The sequence below is a fragment of the Salegentibacter holothuriorum genome (assembly GCF_900168045.1).
Taxonomy (GTDB): Bacteria; Bacteroidota; Bacteroidia; order Flavobacteriales; family Flavobacteriaceae; genus Salegentibacter; species Salegentibacter holothuriorum.
On sequence record NZ_FUYY01000010.1, the window covers coordinates 1 to 18,202 of the forward strand.

General features: G+C 35.8%; 16 protein-coding genes. 12 read left to right on the forward strand and 4 right to left on the reverse strand.

The window, feature by feature from the left end:
- Window positions 1-250, reverse strand: a 250-nt coding sequence (tnpA, locus tag B5X51_RS14970; RefSeq protein WP_139374908.1) for an IS200/IS605 family transposase, incomplete at its 3' end; no start/stop codon positions are given.
- A gap of 141 nt (window positions 251-391) precedes the next feature.
- A complete protein-coding gene (locus B5X51_RS14975) occupies window positions 392-643 on the reverse strand; it encodes a type B 50S ribosomal protein L31 (RefSeq protein WP_079722006.1) in 252 nt (83 codons plus the stop codon).
- Between the two features lie 148 nt (window positions 644-791).
- On the opposite strand from B5X51_RS14975, the gene B5X51_RS14980 reads away from it, so the two are divergent.
- The 4 genes from B5X51_RS14980 to B5X51_RS14995 are packed head-to-tail and all read left to right on the forward strand — an operon-like array spanning window position 792 to window position 5,898.
- Window positions 792-1,310, forward strand: coding sequence for a DUF4199 domain-containing protein (locus tag B5X51_RS14980; RefSeq protein WP_079722007.1), 519 nt, complete (start codon window positions 792-794; stop codon window positions 1,308-1,310).
- Window positions 1,311-1,317: 7 nt separating this feature from the next.
- Window positions 1,318-2,277, forward strand: coding sequence for a glycosyltransferase family 2 protein (locus B5X51_RS14985; RefSeq protein WP_079722008.1), 960 nt, complete (start codon window positions 1,318-1,320; stop codon window positions 2,275-2,277).
- A gap of 48 nt (window positions 2,278-2,325) precedes the next feature.
- On the forward strand, window positions 2,326-4,056 hold the full coding sequence (locus tag B5X51_RS14990; protein ID WP_079722009.1) for a phospho-sugar mutase: 1,731 nt from the start codon (window positions 2,326-2,328) through the stop codon (window positions 4,054-4,056).
- Between the two features lie 12 nt (window positions 4,057-4,068).
- Window positions 4,069-5,898 (forward strand): ABC transporter ATP-binding protein, encoded by a 1,830-nt coding sequence (locus B5X51_RS14995; RefSeq protein WP_079722010.1) that lies wholly within the window; start codon window positions 4,069-4,071, stop codon window positions 5,896-5,898.
- Between the two features lie 68 nt (window positions 5,899-5,966).
- Here B5X51_RS14995 and B5X51_RS15000 read toward each other — a convergent pair whose 3' ends face one another.
- A complete protein-coding gene (locus tag B5X51_RS15000) occupies window positions 5,967-6,320 on the reverse strand; it encodes a hypothetical protein (RefSeq protein WP_079722011.1) in 354 nt (117 codons plus the stop codon).
- Window positions 6,321-6,746: 426 nt separating this feature from the next.
- Between B5X51_RS15000 and B5X51_RS15005 the strand changes: the two genes are divergently transcribed.
- From B5X51_RS15005 to B5X51_RS15015, 3 genes are read left to right on the forward strand one after another with little or no spacing between them, the layout of a single operon-like run.
- Window positions 6,747-7,292, forward strand: coding sequence for an RNA polymerase sigma factor (locus B5X51_RS15005; RefSeq protein ID WP_079722012.1), 546 nt, complete (start codon window positions 6,747-6,749; stop codon window positions 7,290-7,292).
- 32 nt (window positions 7,293-7,324) lie between these two features.
- A complete protein-coding gene (locus tag B5X51_RS15010) occupies window positions 7,325-7,846 on the forward strand; it encodes a hypothetical protein (RefSeq protein WP_079722013.1) in 522 nt (173 codons plus the stop codon).
- Complete coding sequence (locus B5X51_RS15015; RefSeq protein ID WP_245828761.1) at window positions 7,836-8,297, forward strand: hypothetical protein; 462 nt, start codon at window positions 7,836-7,838, stop codon at window positions 8,295-8,297. Before B5X51_RS15010 ends, B5X51_RS15015 begins: the two co-directional genes overlap by 11 nt.
- Window positions 8,298-8,406: 109 nt before the next feature.
- On the opposite strand, the gene B5X51_RS15020 is transcribed toward B5X51_RS15015, so the two are convergent.
- Window positions 8,407-9,471, reverse strand: coding sequence for a WD40/YVTN/BNR-like repeat-containing protein (locus tag B5X51_RS15020; protein WP_079722014.1), 1,065 nt, complete (start codon window positions 9,469-9,471; stop codon window positions 8,407-8,409).
- Between the two features lie 181 nt (window positions 9,472-9,652).
- Between B5X51_RS15020 and B5X51_RS15025 the strand changes: the two genes are divergently transcribed.
- From B5X51_RS15025 to B5X51_RS15045, 5 genes are all read left to right on the forward strand, one after another.
- Complete coding sequence (locus B5X51_RS15025; protein ID WP_079722015.1) at window positions 9,653-10,870, forward strand: RsmB/NOP family class I SAM-dependent RNA methyltransferase; 1,218 nt, start codon at window positions 9,653-9,655, stop codon at window positions 10,868-10,870.
- Window positions 10,871-10,943: 73 nt separating this feature from the next.
- Entirely contained in the window at window positions 10,944-11,513 is a 570-nt protein-coding gene (locus B5X51_RS15030; RefSeq protein WP_079722016.1) for a lamin tail domain-containing protein, read from the forward strand.
- 381 nt (window positions 11,514-11,894) lie between these two features.
- Entirely contained in the window at window positions 11,895-15,560 is a 3,666-nt protein-coding gene (gene purL / locus B5X51_RS15035; RefSeq protein ID WP_079722017.1) for a phosphoribosylformylglycinamidine synthase, read from the forward strand.
- 248 nt (window positions 15,561-15,808) lie between these two features.
- Window positions 15,809-17,590 carry an AMP-dependent synthetase/ligase gene (locus tag B5X51_RS15040; RefSeq protein WP_079722018.1) on the forward strand — a complete coding sequence of 594 codons (1,782 nt, stop codon included), beginning with the start codon at window positions 15,809-15,811 and terminating at the stop codon, window positions 17,588-17,590.
- Between the two features lie 153 nt (window positions 17,591-17,743).
- Window positions 17,744-18,196, forward strand: coding sequence for a MarR family winged helix-turn-helix transcriptional regulator (locus B5X51_RS15045; protein WP_079722019.1), 453 nt, complete (start codon window positions 17,744-17,746; stop codon window positions 18,194-18,196).
- Window positions 18,197-18,202: the final 6 nt, after the last annotated feature.

The window sequence follows — 18,202 nt, forward strand, 5'->3', positions numbered from 1 at the left end:
TACCTTTTAACTTCTTTAAGATGGTGCTTACATTTAATTTCGGAGCATATTCAATATGCATGTGGACATGATCAGAACTAACGACTCCTTTTAATATTTCTATTCCCTCTGCTTCACAGATTTGGATTAAAACATCTCGACAACGCACTTGTATATCACCCCGAAGAACTTTGTATCGATATTTGGTAACCCAAACAACATGACAAGTCAAATGACTAACAGTATGAGAGCCTTTTCGCTGATAACTCATAGTCCGAAAATATGGATTTTTTCGCAATACTAAAGTTCTGCAATAAAATTGCAGGGTTTAAATCCCTATTTTGAGACCAATTAAACACAAAAAAGTCGTCTTAAAAAAGACGACTTTTTGCAATTATATATAACAAAAAACTTATTTCTTAAATTTCTTGTACTTGTTTTTAAACTTGTCAATACGACCAGCGCTATCAACCAATTTGGTTTGCCCGGTGTAGTATGGGTGAGAAGTTCTGGAGATCTCCAACTTAATAAGTGGATATTCTGTACCGTCTACTTCTATTGTTTCTTTAGTGTTTGCGGTAGATTTAGTAATGAATACATCTTCGTTAGACATATCTTTAAATGCTACTAATCTATAATTTTCCGGATGGATTCCCTGCTTCATCGCTTTAGTTCTTTTAATTTTGGAGGTGCAAATTTAAGTAATTCAATTATATAAACAAGGATTAGACAAAAATATTTTTAATTCTTATGCAATGTAACGTTTTCTTATATTTGCGCACTAACCGGTTATAACTAAACAATCATAAATTATGGAAAATTCTACCTCAATTAAATCGGTTGCTTATCCTTATGGAATAGTTCTCGCATTTTATTCTATCCTGGTTCTTGTGCTTATCTATGCATTTAATGTAGCTGAAGATAATTGGATAGTTGGAACACTAAACGCTTTTGTTTCAATAACTATATTTGTTCTGGCAATCAAAAAATTCAAACAAAATAATAGTGGATTTTTAAGCATCAAAGAGGCCTTAAAGGTTGGGTTAGCTGTAGCGGTAATAAGTGGAGTAATTGCTGCCATTTATTCATATATTCATTATAGCTTTGTATATCCTGAGTTTGCAGAGATGAAGTATGATGAAGCAGTTTTACAAATGTCAGAACAAAACATACCTGAATCTCAGCAATCCCAAGCCCTGGAAATGACAAAAATGTTTATTAGTCCGTGGTTTTTCGCAACTATGACTTTAGTAACAAGTTTATTTTTCGGGTTCATAATATCACTAATTACAGGATTATTTCTAAAAAGAGAAAATCCAGCTCATCAATAAAAACGTAATGCAGATTTCCGTCGTTATTCCTCTTTTAAACGAAGAACAATCTTTAACTGAATTATATAATTGGATCGCAAAAGTAATGCGATCCAATTCCTTTTCACACGAGATCATTTTTATTGACGATGGCAGTACCGATAATTCCTGGAAAACCATTGAAGCTCTTGTAAATAACGACAAGGCGGTTAAGGGAATCAAATTTAATAGAAACTACGGAAAATCACAGGCTTTACACGCCGGTTTCTTAAGAGCCCAGGGAGATGTGATTATTACCATGGATGCCGATCTACAGGATAATCCCGAAGAAATCCCCGAACTCTATCAACTTATAAAAGAGAAAGGTTACGACCTGGTTTCCGGTTGGAAAAAGAAACGCTACGATTCGGTAATTTCAAAAAATATTCCTTCTAAAATCTTTAATGCAGCCGCAAGAAAAACTTCTGGAGTAAAACTGCATGATTTTAATTGCGGACTTAAAGCTTACCGAAAAGAAGTGATCAAGAATATTGATGTTTACGGCGAGATGCATCGCTATATTCCGGTTTTGGCAAAAAATGCAGGCTATTCAAAAATTACCGAAAAGGAAGTAAAGCATCAGGCCAGGAAATTCGGAAAAACAAAATTTGGTGCAGAACGTTTTCTTAATGGCTTTTTAGACCTTATTAGTATTTGGTTCCTTTCCAAATTTGGCAGGAGACCTATGCACCTTTTTGGTGCTTTGGGAGTGCTTATGTTTATGTTCGGTTTCATCTCTGCCGGTTGGATTGGCATATCTAAACTCTACAAACTCTACCACGGCTTACCCAATGTTTTAGTAACCTCAAATCCCTGGTTTTACATTGCCCTGGCGGTAATGATAATTGGTTCTCAACTTTTCCTTGCCGGTTTTCTAGGCGAACTCATTTTACGCTCCAAGCGGGAAAAAGAACGCTATTTAATCAATAAAACCACTCCTAATTTATAATGCCATTAAGGCATTAATCCTTATTTTTGTTTCTCTAAACATAAAATTATGGCTCAAAATAAACCAGAAATCCTGGCTAAGGCTAAAGCCTGGCTCACCAATATATTTGACGAAGACACCCAAAAAGAGATCAACAACCTTATAGAAAACAACCCAAAAGAACTAGAGGAATCTTTTTATAAAAATGCAGCTTTTGGCACCGGTGGTATGCGTGGAATTATGGGCGTAGGCACCAACAGGATCAATAAATATACGCTTGGAAAAAATACCCAGGGGCTTTCTAATTTGTTGAAAGCTGAATTTAAAGGAGAAAAGTTAAAAGTAGCCATCGCTTACGATTGTAGAAATAACTCTAAAGAGTTGGCGCAAATGGTGGCTGAAGTATTTTCGGCTAACGAGATTGAGGTTTATTTATTTTCAGAATTAAGACCAACACCAGAGCTTTCTTTCGCTGTTAAGTATCTTGATTGTCACGCCGGGATCGTATTAACCGCTAGCCACAACCCACCGGAATATAATGGTTATAAAGTGTACTGGCAGGATGGTGGCCAATTGGTACCGCCGCAAGACACTAAACTTGTAGATATTATTAATAAGCTGGAGTATAACGAGGTTAATTTTGGAGCAAAGCCAGAATTTATTCATAAGATAGATAATGACGTAGATGATGCATTTCAAAAAGCTTCAGTAGCTAATGGGAGTTTTGACACTCCTTCTACAGCTAAAGACGAATTAAAAATCGTTTTCACCTCCCTGCACGGAACGGCTTGTAAAACCAATCCGCAGATTTTAGAAAAAGCAGGCTATAAAAATGTTTTTCTTGTAGAGGAACAAAAGGAGCCTAACGGAAATTTCCCAACGGTAAAATCACCTAATCCAGAAGAACCGGAAGCCTTAAAAATGGCATTAGACCTTGCCGAAGAAAAGAATGCCGATATTGTAATTGGCACAGATCCCGATGGTGACCGGCTTGGAGTTGCTGTGCGCGATCTAAACGGAAAGATGATTCTCCTTAATGGAAACCAAACCATGTTAATGATGACCTGGTTTTTACTTGAAAAACATAAGGAACAAAACAAGCTTTCTAAAAACTCCTTTGTTGCTTCTACGATTGTTTCTACGCCAATGCTTAAAAATATTATTGAAGCCTACGGCGCACAATATCACGAAGTTTTAACCGGATTTAAATGGATCGCCAAATTGATAAAAGATAATCCAGAGCTTGATTTTGTTGGCGGTGGTGAAGAAAGTTTTGGTTATATGGTAGGTGACTTTGTACGTGATAAAGATGCAGCAACTGCAACGCTTCTTGCCTGTGAGATAGCTGCACAAATGAAAGCACAGGGAAGTTCTTTCTACGAACAATTGCTAAAACTTTATACCGAACACGGTCTTTATCGAGAAGAGCTCACTTCTTTAGTGAAAAAAGGCATTGAAGGAGAAGCAGAAATAAAGCAAATGCTAATAGACCTTAGAGCAAATCCATGGAAAGAGATAGACGGAGAAAAAGTAGTACTTATTGAAGATTACCACACCTCAATAGCAAAAAATCTTCAGGAGCGCGGTGAAGAAAAACTAAATATTCCAAAATCTAATGTACTAATCTACTATACCGAAAATGGAACAAAAATCGCTGCAAGACCTAGCGGTACAGAACCAAAAATAAAATTCTATTTCAGCGTTAATTCCCAATTGGATAAAGTTGAAGATTTTGAAGTTGAAAATGCGAAACTTGCCGATAAGATTCAGCGAATTAAAAATGAATTACAACTGAGCTAATCGCTCACACCTATGACTTATTTAAAAAAGATCCTCCAGTTTGCAAAGCCTTACAAGACTTATGCAATACTTAATATTATTAGTAACGTTTTCTACGCGCTATTTAGCACCCTGGCGTTTATTTCTTTTATCCCCATGCTTAGGGTTTTATTTGGACAGGAAAAGCCTGTAAAAGTAAAACCGAATTGGGATGGAAATTTTGGCAATATAAAAGATTTCGCTAATGATTATTCCAATTACTTTTTAAATCAACAGGTGGAAGAATATGGCCAGCTTGCAGCGCTGGTTAGCATTTGTATTACTGTAATCGTGCTGTTTTTCCTTAAAAATCTCTTCAATTACCTGGCACTCTATTTTATTGCTAATCTTAGAAACGGAATGCTTAAGGACATAAGAAACCGTATTTACGATAAGATTGTAGATTTACCGGTTTCCTATTTTTCTGAAAAAAGAAAAGGAGATTTTATTTCCCGAATTACCAGTGATGTCCAGGAAATTCAAACTTCATTCTTAAGCATGTTGGAGCTATTTGTAAAAGAACCGCTTACGCTGATATTTACATTGGTAGCAATGATTGCACTTAGCCCTAAACTTACTCTTTTTGTTTTGGTCTTTTTGCCTATTTCAGGATTACTAATTTCTACCATTGGGAAAAAACTCAAATCACAATCAACCCAGGCGCAACAGGAAAATGCAAATTTCCTCACCATAGTTGAAGAATCACTTTCAAGCTTAAAAATTATTAAAGGCTTTAATGCTGAAGATAAATTCAAAAGGAAATTTTATAGCAGTACGGGGCGTTTAAATCAAATTTTAAACACGCTTTTACATCGCCAGAATCTGGCGTCACCTATGAGTGAGTTTTTAGGCGTTGTTGTAATCACAATCGTTTTATGGTTTGGTGGGCGAATGGTATTATTTGATAATACATTAGAGCCTGAAACTTTTATAGGATTTCTAGTGTTAACCTACAATATTTTAACACCGGCAAAAGCAATCTCTAAAGCAACATACTCTATCCAAAAAGGAAATGCCAGTGCAGAGCGAATCCTGGAAATTTTGGAAACAGAATCGACGATAAAGGATGATAGAAATGCAGTGAAAAAAGAAAGTTTTGATAATACTATTGAAGTAGATAACATCAACTTTAGGTATGAGAAAGAGAATGTGCTAAAGAATTTCTCTATGCAGGTTGAAAAAGGAAAAATGGTTGCGCTTGTAGGCCAATCTGGTAGTGGAAAATCTACCATTGCCAACCTTATAACACGTTTTTATGATGTTAACGAAGGAGAAATAAAGCTGGATGGGAATAATATTAAAGGAATTACCAAAAAGTCACTTCGTAATTTAATGGGACTTGTAACCCAGGATTCTATACTTTTTAACGACACGGTAAAAAATAATATCGCTTTAGGAAAAGATAATGCTACCGAAGATGAAATTATTGAAGCTTTAAAAATAGCCAATGCGTGGGAGTTTGTTAAAGAGCTTCCCGAGGGACTTGAAACTAATATTGGAGATAGTGGTAATAAATTGAGTGGTGGGCAGAAACAACGCCTTTCTATTGCTCGTGCGGTTCTTAAAAACCCGCCCATAATGATACTCGATGAAGCTACTTCTGCATTAGATACAGAAAGCGAAAAATTAGTACAGAAAGCACTGGAGAATATGATGAAGAACAGAACTTCTATCGTTATTGCCCATAGACTTTCAACGATTCAAAATGCCGATAAAATTATTGTACTGCATCGTGGAGAAATTGTAGAACAGGGAAAACACCTGGAATTACTAGCACAAAAAGGCACCTATCAAAAACTGGTAGAGATGCAGTCTTTTGATTAGATTAATAAAATATAAAAGCTGTCTAAGAATTTCCCAGACAGCTTTTTTTATTTCAATGATTCTTATTTCTACAGAATCAACTCTCCGTTTTTAAGTGCTTCATCTATATTAGCACTGATAAAGATATGGGTACGAAAGAATTTTCCTCCATCTTCCCTTTTTAAAATTACGGTAGTTTCCCCTACATCGTTGGTAGCAACTTCTGCCACTTCTACCCTTTTACCAATCAAACTCTTATAATTGGCGATTCCACCTTTTTTAATAATAAAATTAGCCTTTGGTAAATCTAAAGATTCAAAATCCTGATCACCATTTTGATTAATCACCAGAACATCTCCCACCACAACTGGATGGCTTTGTTGCTGCGCCTCTACCTGAATGGCAAATAATAACATAACCGGAATTATAAATATATTTCTCATTATAAAATTTATTTATTTCATAAAAATATACATAGAAATTTACCTCTATATAGTTTTAATAAATCTTTTAGTAAAATTTTCACAGTTTAAGATTTGAGCATAAAAAAAGGACAGAGTATACTCTATCCTTTTTTAAAACTATTCTCATTTTGGGGCAAATAAGAATAAAAGATTTAACTCGATTTTGTTTGGGGCAAAAAATATTAAATCATTCTAATACTGTAAATATAGATTAGAAAAACCTATCTACCAAACAAAAAGTGCTTTTTATCTATTTTTTATGCATTTTATCGATTAAATCTAGGTGCTATTGCGTGAATTTTGGATTCAAATTCTTTTATAGACTGACTTTAAGAAGAATAAAGTTTTAAGTACCTTTGATTTCCGTTACTCGGGATTCACCAATTTATTAAGACTAGCGTCCCTTTGAAAACGTCCGAAAATCTACTTATTAAACGCCTGCAGGATAAAAAAACTTCTTCAGAAGCTTTTAAAGAACTAATATCTTTATACAAAGAGCGTTTATACTGGCATATACGTAACATGGTCAAAGACCATGAGGACACGCATGATGTACTTCAAAATACCTTTATTAAAGTTTTTAAAAATATTCATAATTTTAAAGGAGAGAGCAAATTATTTTCCTGGATGTATAGAATTGCCACTAATGAGACAATTAGTTTTTTAAACAAACGAGCTAAGCGCAACCAAATTTCTTCAGAAGATTTACAGCAACAGCTTATTGCTAATTTAGAAAGTGATGTTTATTTTGAAGGTGATGAAATTCAGCTAAAATTACAAAAAGCGATTGCCAGTCTTCCTGCAAAGCAGCAACAGGTATTTAACATGAGATATTTTCAGGAATTAAAATATAGGGAAATGTCTGAAATTCTTGAAACAAGTGAAGGAGCGCTTAAAGCTTCCTACCACCATGCTTCCAAAAAAATAGAAGAATACTTAAAAACAAATTAAACCTTTTGTACTTTTTATAGTCAAATATACAAATGAAGAAAGATAAAATATCATATAATCCCAAGTCAGGTTTTAAAGCTCCCCAAGGCTACTTTGAGGGTTTTGAACAGGAATTGCTGGAAACCATGAAGCTTTCGGAAGATCTGGGGGAGAAAAAATCAACAGGTTTTACAGCGCCAAAAGGATATTTTGATGGAATGGAAGATGAGTTACTTAAAAAAGCAACTCAAGGTGAACCTAAAGTACGCAAATTGGTTACCAAAGAAGTTTTCCTTTATGCAGCGAGCATAGCAGCAATGGTTATTGCTTTTGCCAGTACCTTTTATATAAATCCTGAAACCCAAACCAGTTGGGAAAACGTAGAACTTTCTGTGATGGAGAGCTATATAGACAATAATAATATAGATCTCTCTACCGGTGAAATTTCAAATTACATTTTTCAACAAGGTTATATAGTAGATGATACCGATTTAGATAAAGTAGACTCTGAGGCGATGATGAATTATCTTGATGAAAATTTAGAAGAACCCCTATATATTTTAGATGAAGATTAATATGAAAACCCTACTTATAATATTATTGATGTTTTCTGGATTGTGGCAAATGCAATCACAGGAGAAACATGATAGTCATCGTGAGAAAATTAAGGAATTAAAAACCGCATTTTTTACGCAAGAATTAAACCTTGACAAGAATAAAGCGCAAAAGTTCTGGCCAATTTATAACGAATATGAATCTAATTTACACGAGCTAAGAAAACGAGAGCATAGAGATCTTCCTAATCTGGAATGCATTACTGAAAATGAAGCTGAAGATATGTTAGAGGAATATGTAGCGATAGAAAAGCAGGATTATGTACTTAAAGAAAAGCTTTTTAAAGATTTAAGAGAAATAATGTCTGCCCAGGAAATTATTAATCTTCATAAACTGGAAGATGAATTTCATAAGAAATTAATTAAAGAATACCGCGCCCGTAAAGAGCGCGAAAAGCAGGAAGAAGAATAGGATGCCTTGTTGAATCCGAACATTTAAACCTCGATTATCGAGTAAAGTTTAGTTTTTTGGTTAGTTAGTAGTTAGTATCCCGGTTGGTTTAGGTCTTCCGGGATTCTTTTTATCTAAAAGTTAGTTTTGCAATTCTTCCTTTCCCCGCGGCATAAGCAACTGAATCACTTTTAAATCTCAGCGTATAAAAACCTTCATTAGAAAGTTCCATCCAGTTTTCCCCGGAATCTTTAGAAAATGAAATTCCGCTAAATCCGGTAGCAATTATTTTCTCTCCTTTGCTATTTGGTACAAATCGAACACTGCTTTTATAGCCTGGCTCCTGCCCTTCTGCAATCAATTCCCAGGTTTTACCGCCATCTTTTGTAATAGCTTTATTCCCTGTATTTCCTTCAGGATTGGTATAATCGCCACCCATAATAATTCCAAAATTTTCATCGTAAAAATCCAGGGTATATCCACCTGTGGTCTCTTTGCCGTCTAGCAACAGAGTAGTAAAAACCTCCCAGGTCTCACCTTTATCAGGCGAAAAATATACACGCGATGTAATTCCGCCAGATAAAATCCATGTCTTATCGCCCTTAATAGCAATATTGGAATTACTCGCCGCAAAAGCTGCTTCCCCTTCAATAACTTCCGGTAACAGATAACAGTTTAATTTTTCCCAGGTTTTTCCTCCGTTACGGGTAATGATTATTGAAATACAATCATCGGTAGGATCGCCCATCGCAATTCCTTCCTTATTATTCCAAAAGGCCATAGCATCATAAAAGGCTTTTTCGTGTTCTTCTTTATATACCAACTCCATAGCACCAGAATCTCCCGTTTTATATAGTAAGGCAGGACTTCCCACGCTTAGCATAAAAAAATCGTTATCTGTAGCAGCTACGGCCCTATATTCAGGCACCAGAGTATCATAATTTTGAGTATTGATTCGCCAGTTTTTATTTTGAAAATTATACATTCCAAAAGTTCCTCCATTGGCGGCAAAAGCAAGGTTATTTCCAATTATTTCTATAGCTCGAATACTAAGAGAATCATCTTCAAGTATAGTTTCAATTTCTACTGAGGAAAAATTGATTTCAGATTTTTTGACTACTTTATTTTCAGCTTCATTCTTATTTTTACAGCTACTAAATACTAAAATCAGGCAAAAAACTATAAGTCGGTTCATAGGTGGAGTTTTAATTATTCTTTTAATCCGGCCAAAGGTAAATTTTCCAGAACAAATTACCTCATACTAATCTCCCAAAGCAGCTAAAAGTAGTATCACTTTATTATCCAGAAAAGCCTGTACGCATTTAAATCTCAATTATCGAGTAAAAAACATACCTTTGCAAATTCAAAATTTAATTATGCGGTTACACAGGAATTTGGTTTTTGCGACCATGGATGCCTTAAATGAAATTTTTAATAATGGTAAATATGCCGATAAGGTCATTGAGCAAACCTTAAAACGTGATAAACGTTGGGGCTCTAGAGACCGTAGTTTTATTGCAGAAACCGTTTACGACATTGTTCGCTGGAAAAGACTTTATGCTGAAATAGCGGAAGTAAAAGAACCCTTTGATCGTGAAAATTTATTTCGATTATTTACAGTTTGGGCTACTTTGCGTGGTATTACTTTGCCAGACTGGCCACAATTTGAAGGCACCCCTACCCGAAGAATTAAAGGGAAATTTGATAGCCTAAGTAAGATTAGAAAATACCGTGAATCTATTCCAGATTGGATGGATGAACTTGGAGTAAAAGAACTTGGACAAAAAGTATGGGAAAAAGAAATTGCTGCCCTTAATTTACATGCACCGGTAATTCTTAGAGCCAATACCTTAAAAACCACCAAAGATAAATTACGTAGTGTTCTTAAAGATGAAGAAATAATTTCTGAACCTTTAAAAGGATATAAAAGCGCTTTAAAACTGGAAGAACGTGGAAACGTTTTTAGAACCCAGGCTTTTAAAGACGGTTTCTTTGAAGTACAGGACGCATCTTCTCAATTAGTAGCTGAATTTCTTGAAGTAAAACCCGGAATGCGTGTGGTAGACACCTGCGCGGGTGCCGGCGGGAAGACACTTCACCTTGCGGCTTTAATGGAAAACAAAGGCCAGATTATTGCTACAGATATCTACGGAAATAAACTAAAAGAACTTAAACGCCGTGCCAAACGTGCCGGTGCACATAATATAGATCCGCGTGCTATTGATTCTACCAAAGTGATCAAAAAACTTTATGAAACCGCAGATCGCGTATTAATAGATTCTCCTTGTAGCGGACTCGGTGTTTTAAGCAGGAATCCAGATGCTAAATGGAAATTGCAACCGGAATTTATAGACAGGCTTATAAAAACCCAGGCCGAAATAATCGAAACTTACTCGCGTATTGTAAAACCGGGCGGAAAAATGGTTTACGCAACCTGTTCGGTTTTACCTTCTGAAAACGAGAAGCAAGTAGAAAATTTCCTAAAGAATACCGAAGAAGGGAAAAAATTCAAATTACTTAAAGATCAGAAAATATTATCATCTGAAACCGGTTTTGATGGTTTCTACATGGCCCTTTTAGAGAAAAAAGCCTAGGGATTTTACCCAAATTCCTTAATCGAATCAATTTCAGGTAAAATCCAACTATTTTCCCTGAAATTGATTTCTAATGAAAAAATATTACTTTCTACTTCTCTCGATCCTCATTTATTCCTGTGCCGCAGATGATGCTTCAATTCCTGAAGAAATTCCGCCGGAGAATAACTTTTCAACCGAAATCTTCTTTTCAGAATATTTAGAAGGCAGTTCTTTTAATAAGGCACTTGAAATTGTAAATCTCACAGGAGAGAAAATCAATCTGGAGGCTGAAGCTTATTCTATTAAAAAACAATCCAATGGTTCCGGAGACTGGATGGGGGAAGTTATACTTCAAGGAAACATTGCCCATACCGAAACTTTTATTATAAGTAATGAGTCTGCAGATATTTCTGAAATCACTGCTAAAGCCCATCAATTAAAAACCGGGGCACCTTTAGATTTTAATGGTAACGATCCTATTGGCCTCTTTAAAAATGGTGAATTAATAGATATCATTGGAACGCATAATAATTCTAAGGATTTTGCCAAAGATCAAACTCTTAGAAGAAAGAAATCTATTACCGAACCATCCCTTGAGTATAATTCAGAAGATTGGGAAGTTTTTGATATGAATAATGTAGATGAATTGGGTAGCTATTAAATAAGAAAAGGGCAAAGAGTTATGCGAGGAACAAGCGCAGTAAACTTTTGACTTTAGTAACCCGCCTATCTAAAAGGAACTTTCTCAAAAAAGTACAGATTCCCGCAGTTACCTGAAAAGACTCCTTCGCGATGACGGTAATTTACAGGAGCAATACTTAAAAATAAAAATCGATTTGTAAGCTACTTCGGAGCAAGCTCACGAAGCATTAATATTGAAAAATATAATTTGATTTCGAGGCAAGCCTCGGAGCATTCAATCTCGATTATCGAGTAAATTCGTGGCAAAATCCTTTTCTAGATTTTCTGCACAAACTTCCTGAAATATTTCCTTTAAAAAACCTAAATTTGTGCTTTCTCGAACAACACAAAACAACATAGAATGATCCTTTTCTTTGGAGACCAAGCCACTAAGGTTTTTGCGGTAGAAACGCATACTAATCTTACGGCTCAAGACATCACGAAACTAAACTGGCTTTTTGGAAATACACAACAAATCAATAAATCTGCACTGGCAGATTTTTTTGTTGGACCCCGAGCAGCAATGATCACTCCCTGGAGTACCAACGCGGTTGAAATAACCGAAAACATGGGAGTTCATGGAATTATCAGGATTGAGGAGTTCTTACGAATAGATAAGAATTATCACGATTTTGATCCAATGATTTCCCAAAAATACGAAGGCCTGGATCAGGATATTTTTGATATTCACATTAATCCCGAGCCAATCATTGAAATCGATGATATTGCGGCATACAACCAACAGGAAGGTCTCGCGCTTAATGCAGAAGAGGTTGCTTATTTGGAAGGCTTGGCCAACAAATTAGGCAGAAAACTCACCGATTCTGAAGTATTTGGATTTTCACAGGTGAATTCTGAACATTGCCGTCACAAAATTTTTAATGGCACTTTTGTGATTGATGGCGAAGAAAAACCAAGTTCATTATTTAAACTTATTAGAAAAACTTCTGAAAAGAATCCGAATGAAATAGTTTCGGCATATAAAGATAATGTGGCCTTTATTAATGGACCAAGAGTACAGCAGTTTGCTCCAAAACTTCCAGACGTTCCCGAATTTTATGAGAACAAAGATTTTGATTCGGTTATTTCTATAAAAGCCGAAACCCATAATTTCCCAACTACAGTAGAGCCTTTTAATGGTGCAGCAACTGGAAGCGGTGGTGAAATTCGAGATAGACTTGCCGGTGGAAAAGGTTCTTTACCATTAGCAGGAACCGCTGTTTATATGACTTCCTATTCAAGACTTGAAGAAGACCGAAAATGGGAAAATGGAATGAAAGAGCGGGATTGGTTGTACCAAACCCCAATGGATATTTTGATAAAAGCTTCTAACGGAGCTTCAGATTTCGGAAATAAATTCGGGCAACCCTTAATTTCTGGTTCTGTACTTACTTTTGAGCATAAAGAGCATCAAAGAAGTTTAGGTTACGATAAAGTAATTATGCTGGCCGGCGGAATTGGATATGGCAAAGCCAACCAGGCACAAAAGGATATTCCGAAGAAAGATGATAAAATAGTAATTCTGGGTGGTGAAAATTACCGAATTGGAATGGGCGGTGCCGCAGTTTCTTCAGCAGATACCGGAGCTTTTGGAAGTGGTATTGAGTTAAATGCTATTCAAAGAGCCAACCCCGAAATGCAAAAACGTGCTTCAAATGCGGTACGTGGAATGGTAGAAAGCGAGGAGAACCCTATTGTTTCCATTCACGATCACGGTGCTGGCGGACATTTAAACTGTCTTAGTGAGTTGGTTGAAGAAACAGGCGGAAAAATAGACCTTGATAAATTACCGGTTGGCGACCCTACACTTTCCGCAAAAGAAATTATTGGAAACGAATCTCAGGAAAGAATGGGATTGGTTATAGGTGGAGAAAATTATGAAATACTCCGTAGGGTTTCTGAACGCGAACGCTCCCCTATTTACCAGGTTGGAGACGTAACAGGCGATCACAAGTTTACTTTTGAAGGTTCAAAATCTAAACAAAAACCTATGGATCTGGAACTTTCTGATATGTTTGGTAGTTCACCAAAGACCATCATGAAAGATACCTCGGTAAATAGAGTTTATGAAGATGTAGTTTATTCTTCAAACCATATAAAAGATTATTTAACACAAGTACTTCAATTAGAATCTGTTGCCTGTAAAGATTGGTTAACCAACAAAGTAGACCGCTGTGTAACTGGCCGTGTAGCCAAACAACAAACTGCAGGACCATTACAACTTCCGCTAAATAACTGTGGTGTAATGGCTTTGGATTATAATGGAAAAGAAGGTGTGGCTACTTCTATTGGTCATTCTCCGGTTTCTGCATTAGTAGATCCGGTTGCGGGTTCTAAGAATTCTATTGGAGAAGCACTTTCCAATATTGTTTGGGCACCACTAGAAAAAGGCTTAAAATCTATCTCGCTTTCGGCAAATTGGATGTGGCCGTGTAATAATGAAGGTGAAGATGCCAGGCTTTATGAAGCTGTGCAGGGAGTTTCAGATTTTGCGATCTCGCTTGGAATAAATGTTCCTACCGGAAAGGATTCTCTTTCCATGAAACAACGTTATAAAGACGGCGAAGTACTTTCTCCTGGAACGGTTATTATTTCGGCAGCCGGACATTGTGATGATATTACTAAAGTAGTAGAACCTGTTTTGCAAAAAAATGGAGGCGACATCTATTATATTAATTTATCTCAGGATAATTTTAAACTTGGCGGATCTTCTTTTGCGCAAATTTTGAACAAAGTTGGAAAAGAAGTACCTACCATAAAAGATGATAAGAAATTTGCCGATGCTTTTTATAATATCCAAGGATTAATAAAGCAGGATTTAATTCTTGCCGGGCACGATGTGGCCTCAGGTGGATTAATCACAACGCTTTTGGAAATGTGTTTTGCTGATAATAATCTTGGTGCCAATCTAGATCTTTCAGCCTTAAATGAAAAAGACAGTGTTAAATTGCTGTTTAATGAAAACTGCGGAATTGTCTTCCAGGCAAAAGACGAAACAGCCGAAAAAGTATTAAGTGATAATAAAGTTGAATTCTTTAAAATTGGAAGTGTTACTGAAGAAAACACCCTTAAGATTAAAAATGGCTCGGAAAATTTTAGTTTCAATATAGATCAATTAAGAGATACCTGGTATAAGACCTCCTTTCTTTTAGATCAAAAGCAAAGTGGCGTAGACAAAGCAACAGAGCGATTTAATAATTATAAAAATCAGCCACTGGAATTTAAATTCCCGGAAAACTTCACGGGACTTCTCAACGATGCCGGAAGTGATAAGAAGAAAATAAAAGCTGCCATTATTCGTGAAAAAGGTTCTAATTCTGAACGTGAAATGGCTCGTGCAATGCATCTTGCCGGATTTGACGTTAAAGATGTACATATGACCGATTTGATCTCAGGCAGGGAAACTTTAGAGGATATTAAATTTATTGCCGCTGTTGGTGGTTTCTCTAATTCTGATGTTTTGGGAAGTGCTAAAGGCTGGGCAGGAGCGTTTTTATATAATCAAAAGGCAAAAACCGCCCTGGACAATTTCTTTGACAGAGAAGATACTTTATCCTTAGGAGTTTGTAATGGTTGCCAGCTTTTTGTAGAATTAGGATTAATAAATCCAGAGCATGAAGAAAAACCGAAAATGCTTCATAATGCGTCTCATAAATTTGAATGTAATTTTACTTCCGTAGAAATTATGGAAAACAATTCTGTGATGCTTTCTAGCCTTGCCGGAAGTAAACTGGGAATTTGGGCAGCTCACGGTGAAGGGAAATTTAGTTTTCCTTATAAAAAAGAACGTTATAACATTGTGGGAGAATATGGTTACGATAAATATCCTGCGAATCCAAACGGCTCAAATCATAACACGGCAATGTTAACCGACGACTCCGGAAGACATTTGGTGATGATGCCACATTTAGAACGCTCTACCTTTCCATGGAACTGGGCATATTACCCAAAAGATAGAAAAGATGATAAAGTAAGTCCCTGGCTTGAAGCTTTTGTTAATGCCAGAAAGTGGCTGGAGAAAAAATAATTTCCTTGTTATAATATTATTTAAAACGCCCGATAAATTTTTATCGGGCGTTTTTGTATTCAAATTAATTAATTGAAAATCAATTTAATAAATTATTACTTAGGTAAGCGCAGCTTAGTATTTAAACAGCTATCCTTATTAACTATTTTATATTGTTACTAATAAATCTGTGTATATTTTAATATTTCAATTTGAAATAGGTTACAAATTTGCTATTTTGCAAAGTATATAATAATTCCACACCCAAAATGAATAAACCAACAAGACTATTTGATTTCCCATATTTTCAACTGGAAACACATGATTTAGAAAAGGCGCTAGTTACAAAATATGATGGTAGCTGGAAGGCTCTTTCTACCCAGGAATATATTGACAGAGCCAATGCTGTGAGTCGCGGATTATTGCGTCTTGGGATCAAACCGAATGATAAGATTGCTATAATTTCTACAAGTAACCGAACTGAATGGAATGTTATGGATATTGGGGTATTACAAACCGGTGCCCAAACTGTGCCAATTTATCCTACAATTTCTGAAGAAGATTACCAGTATGTATTAGACCATAGTGAGGCAGTATTTTGCTTTGTTTCAGACACAGAAGTTTTAGAAAAGCTTAACTCTATAAAACAAGACACCAAATTAAAAGAGGTTTATACTTTTGATGAAATAGACGGCGCAAAAAACTGGACTGAAGTTATTGATCTTGGAAAAGACAAAAGCAATCAGGATGAAGTTGAACAAATGAAGAAGGCCGTTAAACCAGACGATCTTGCAACTTTAATATACACTTCCGGTACCACCGGAAGACCAAAAGGAGTTATGCTTTCGCATCAAAATATTGTGAGTAATGTATTAGATAGTGCCCAACGTGTTCCTTTTGAAAGAGGCACCTACATTGCGCTTAGCTTTTTACCCGTTTGTCACGTTTTTGAACGTATGATACTATATTTATATCAGTACTATTCGGTTTCTATTCACTTTGCAGAATCTATAGAGAAAATTAGTGACAACCTTAAAGAAGTAAAACCCCACGTAATCTCGGCCGTACCAAGATTACTGGAAAAAGTATATGATAAAATTATCGCTAAAGGTTCTACTGTTGGTGGAATTAAGCAAAAATTATTTTTCTGGGCTGTAGAATTAGGTCTGGAATACGAACCCTACGGTGCAAATGGCTGGTGGTATGAAACCCAACTTAAATTGGCCAGAAAACTTATTTTCTCTAAATGGAAAGAAGGTCTGGGCGGAAATATTGAATTGATCGTTTCCGGTTCTGCAGCGCTTCAACCACGTTTGGCTCGTATTTTTGCCGCAGCAGATATTCCGGTGATGGAAGGTTATGGACTAACTGAAACCTCCCCGGTAATTGCAGTAAACGATCAGAGAAATCATCATTTTAGAATAGGTACAGTAGGAAAGCCAATCAGAAATGTTGATGTAAAAATAGCTGAAGACGGAGAAATTCTAGCCAAAGGACCAAATGTGATGCTCGGTTATTATAAAGATCCGGAAAAAACAAAAGAAGTTCTTAATGGTGATCACTATTTCCATACCGGCGATATTGGAGAATTAGATGAAGATGGATTTTTAAAGATTACCGATCGTAAAAAAGAGATGTTTAAAACATCTGGTGGCAAATATGTAGCTCCTCAAATTATTGAAAACACAATGAAGCAATCTCGCTTTATCGAGCAGATTATGGTCATTGGAGATGGAGAAAAAATGCCTGCTGCTTTTATTCAACCAAACTTTGAATTTATTCAGGAATGGGCTAAACGCAAAAATTTAGATCTTGGCGACGGCTCTGAAAAGACTATAGCAGAAAACGAACAGGTTAAAGATCGTATTCAGGAAGAGGTAGATTTTTATAATGAGAAATTTGGTAAGTGGGAACGTATTAAAGTAATAGAACTAACTGGAGAAGTTTGGGGCATTGAGGAAGGCCACCTTACTCCTACTATGAAGCTAAAGCGAAGAAATATTAGAGATCGCTACCAAAAGCTATATGAGAAAATTTACAGACCTATATAGTTTCAGTATTAATGTTAAAACCCTTCAATATGAAGGGTTTTTTTATGTATTTATTGGAAATTTAAGTGGTAAATTCATAGAGATTATTATTTATTCTGTTTTTATTATGCGTGCATAATAATTTTTATTAACTTTGAGAATCAAGATTTAAGAATGAAGGAAAAAACAATAGATTATGTATTACGAGCCACCTGGATGGCGGTCTCTAAAATGTATAATGAAGAAGCCGGTAAAGCTGGAAGTACAATGTCCACCGGTTTTGCCCTCTTAAGTATAGATCCTGAAAATGGTACTCCCTCTACTTCCCTTGGCCCCAAAATGGGAATGGAAGCTACAAGCTTATCGAGAATACTTAGAACAATGGAAGATAAAGGCTTAATCCTGCGTAAAAAGAATCCAAAAGACGGCCGAAGTGTTCTTATATATTTAACCGATTTTGGACAGGAAATGCGTGAGTATTCTAAAAAAGTGGTCTTACGCTTTGATGATGCTGTAAAAGAAAACGTTTCAGAAGAAGACTTAAAGACATTTACAGAAGTAGCCAATACCATTCTGTACCTCATTTCAGAAAAGAAAATTTACGAAGAAGAAATTAAATTAAAATAATAAGAA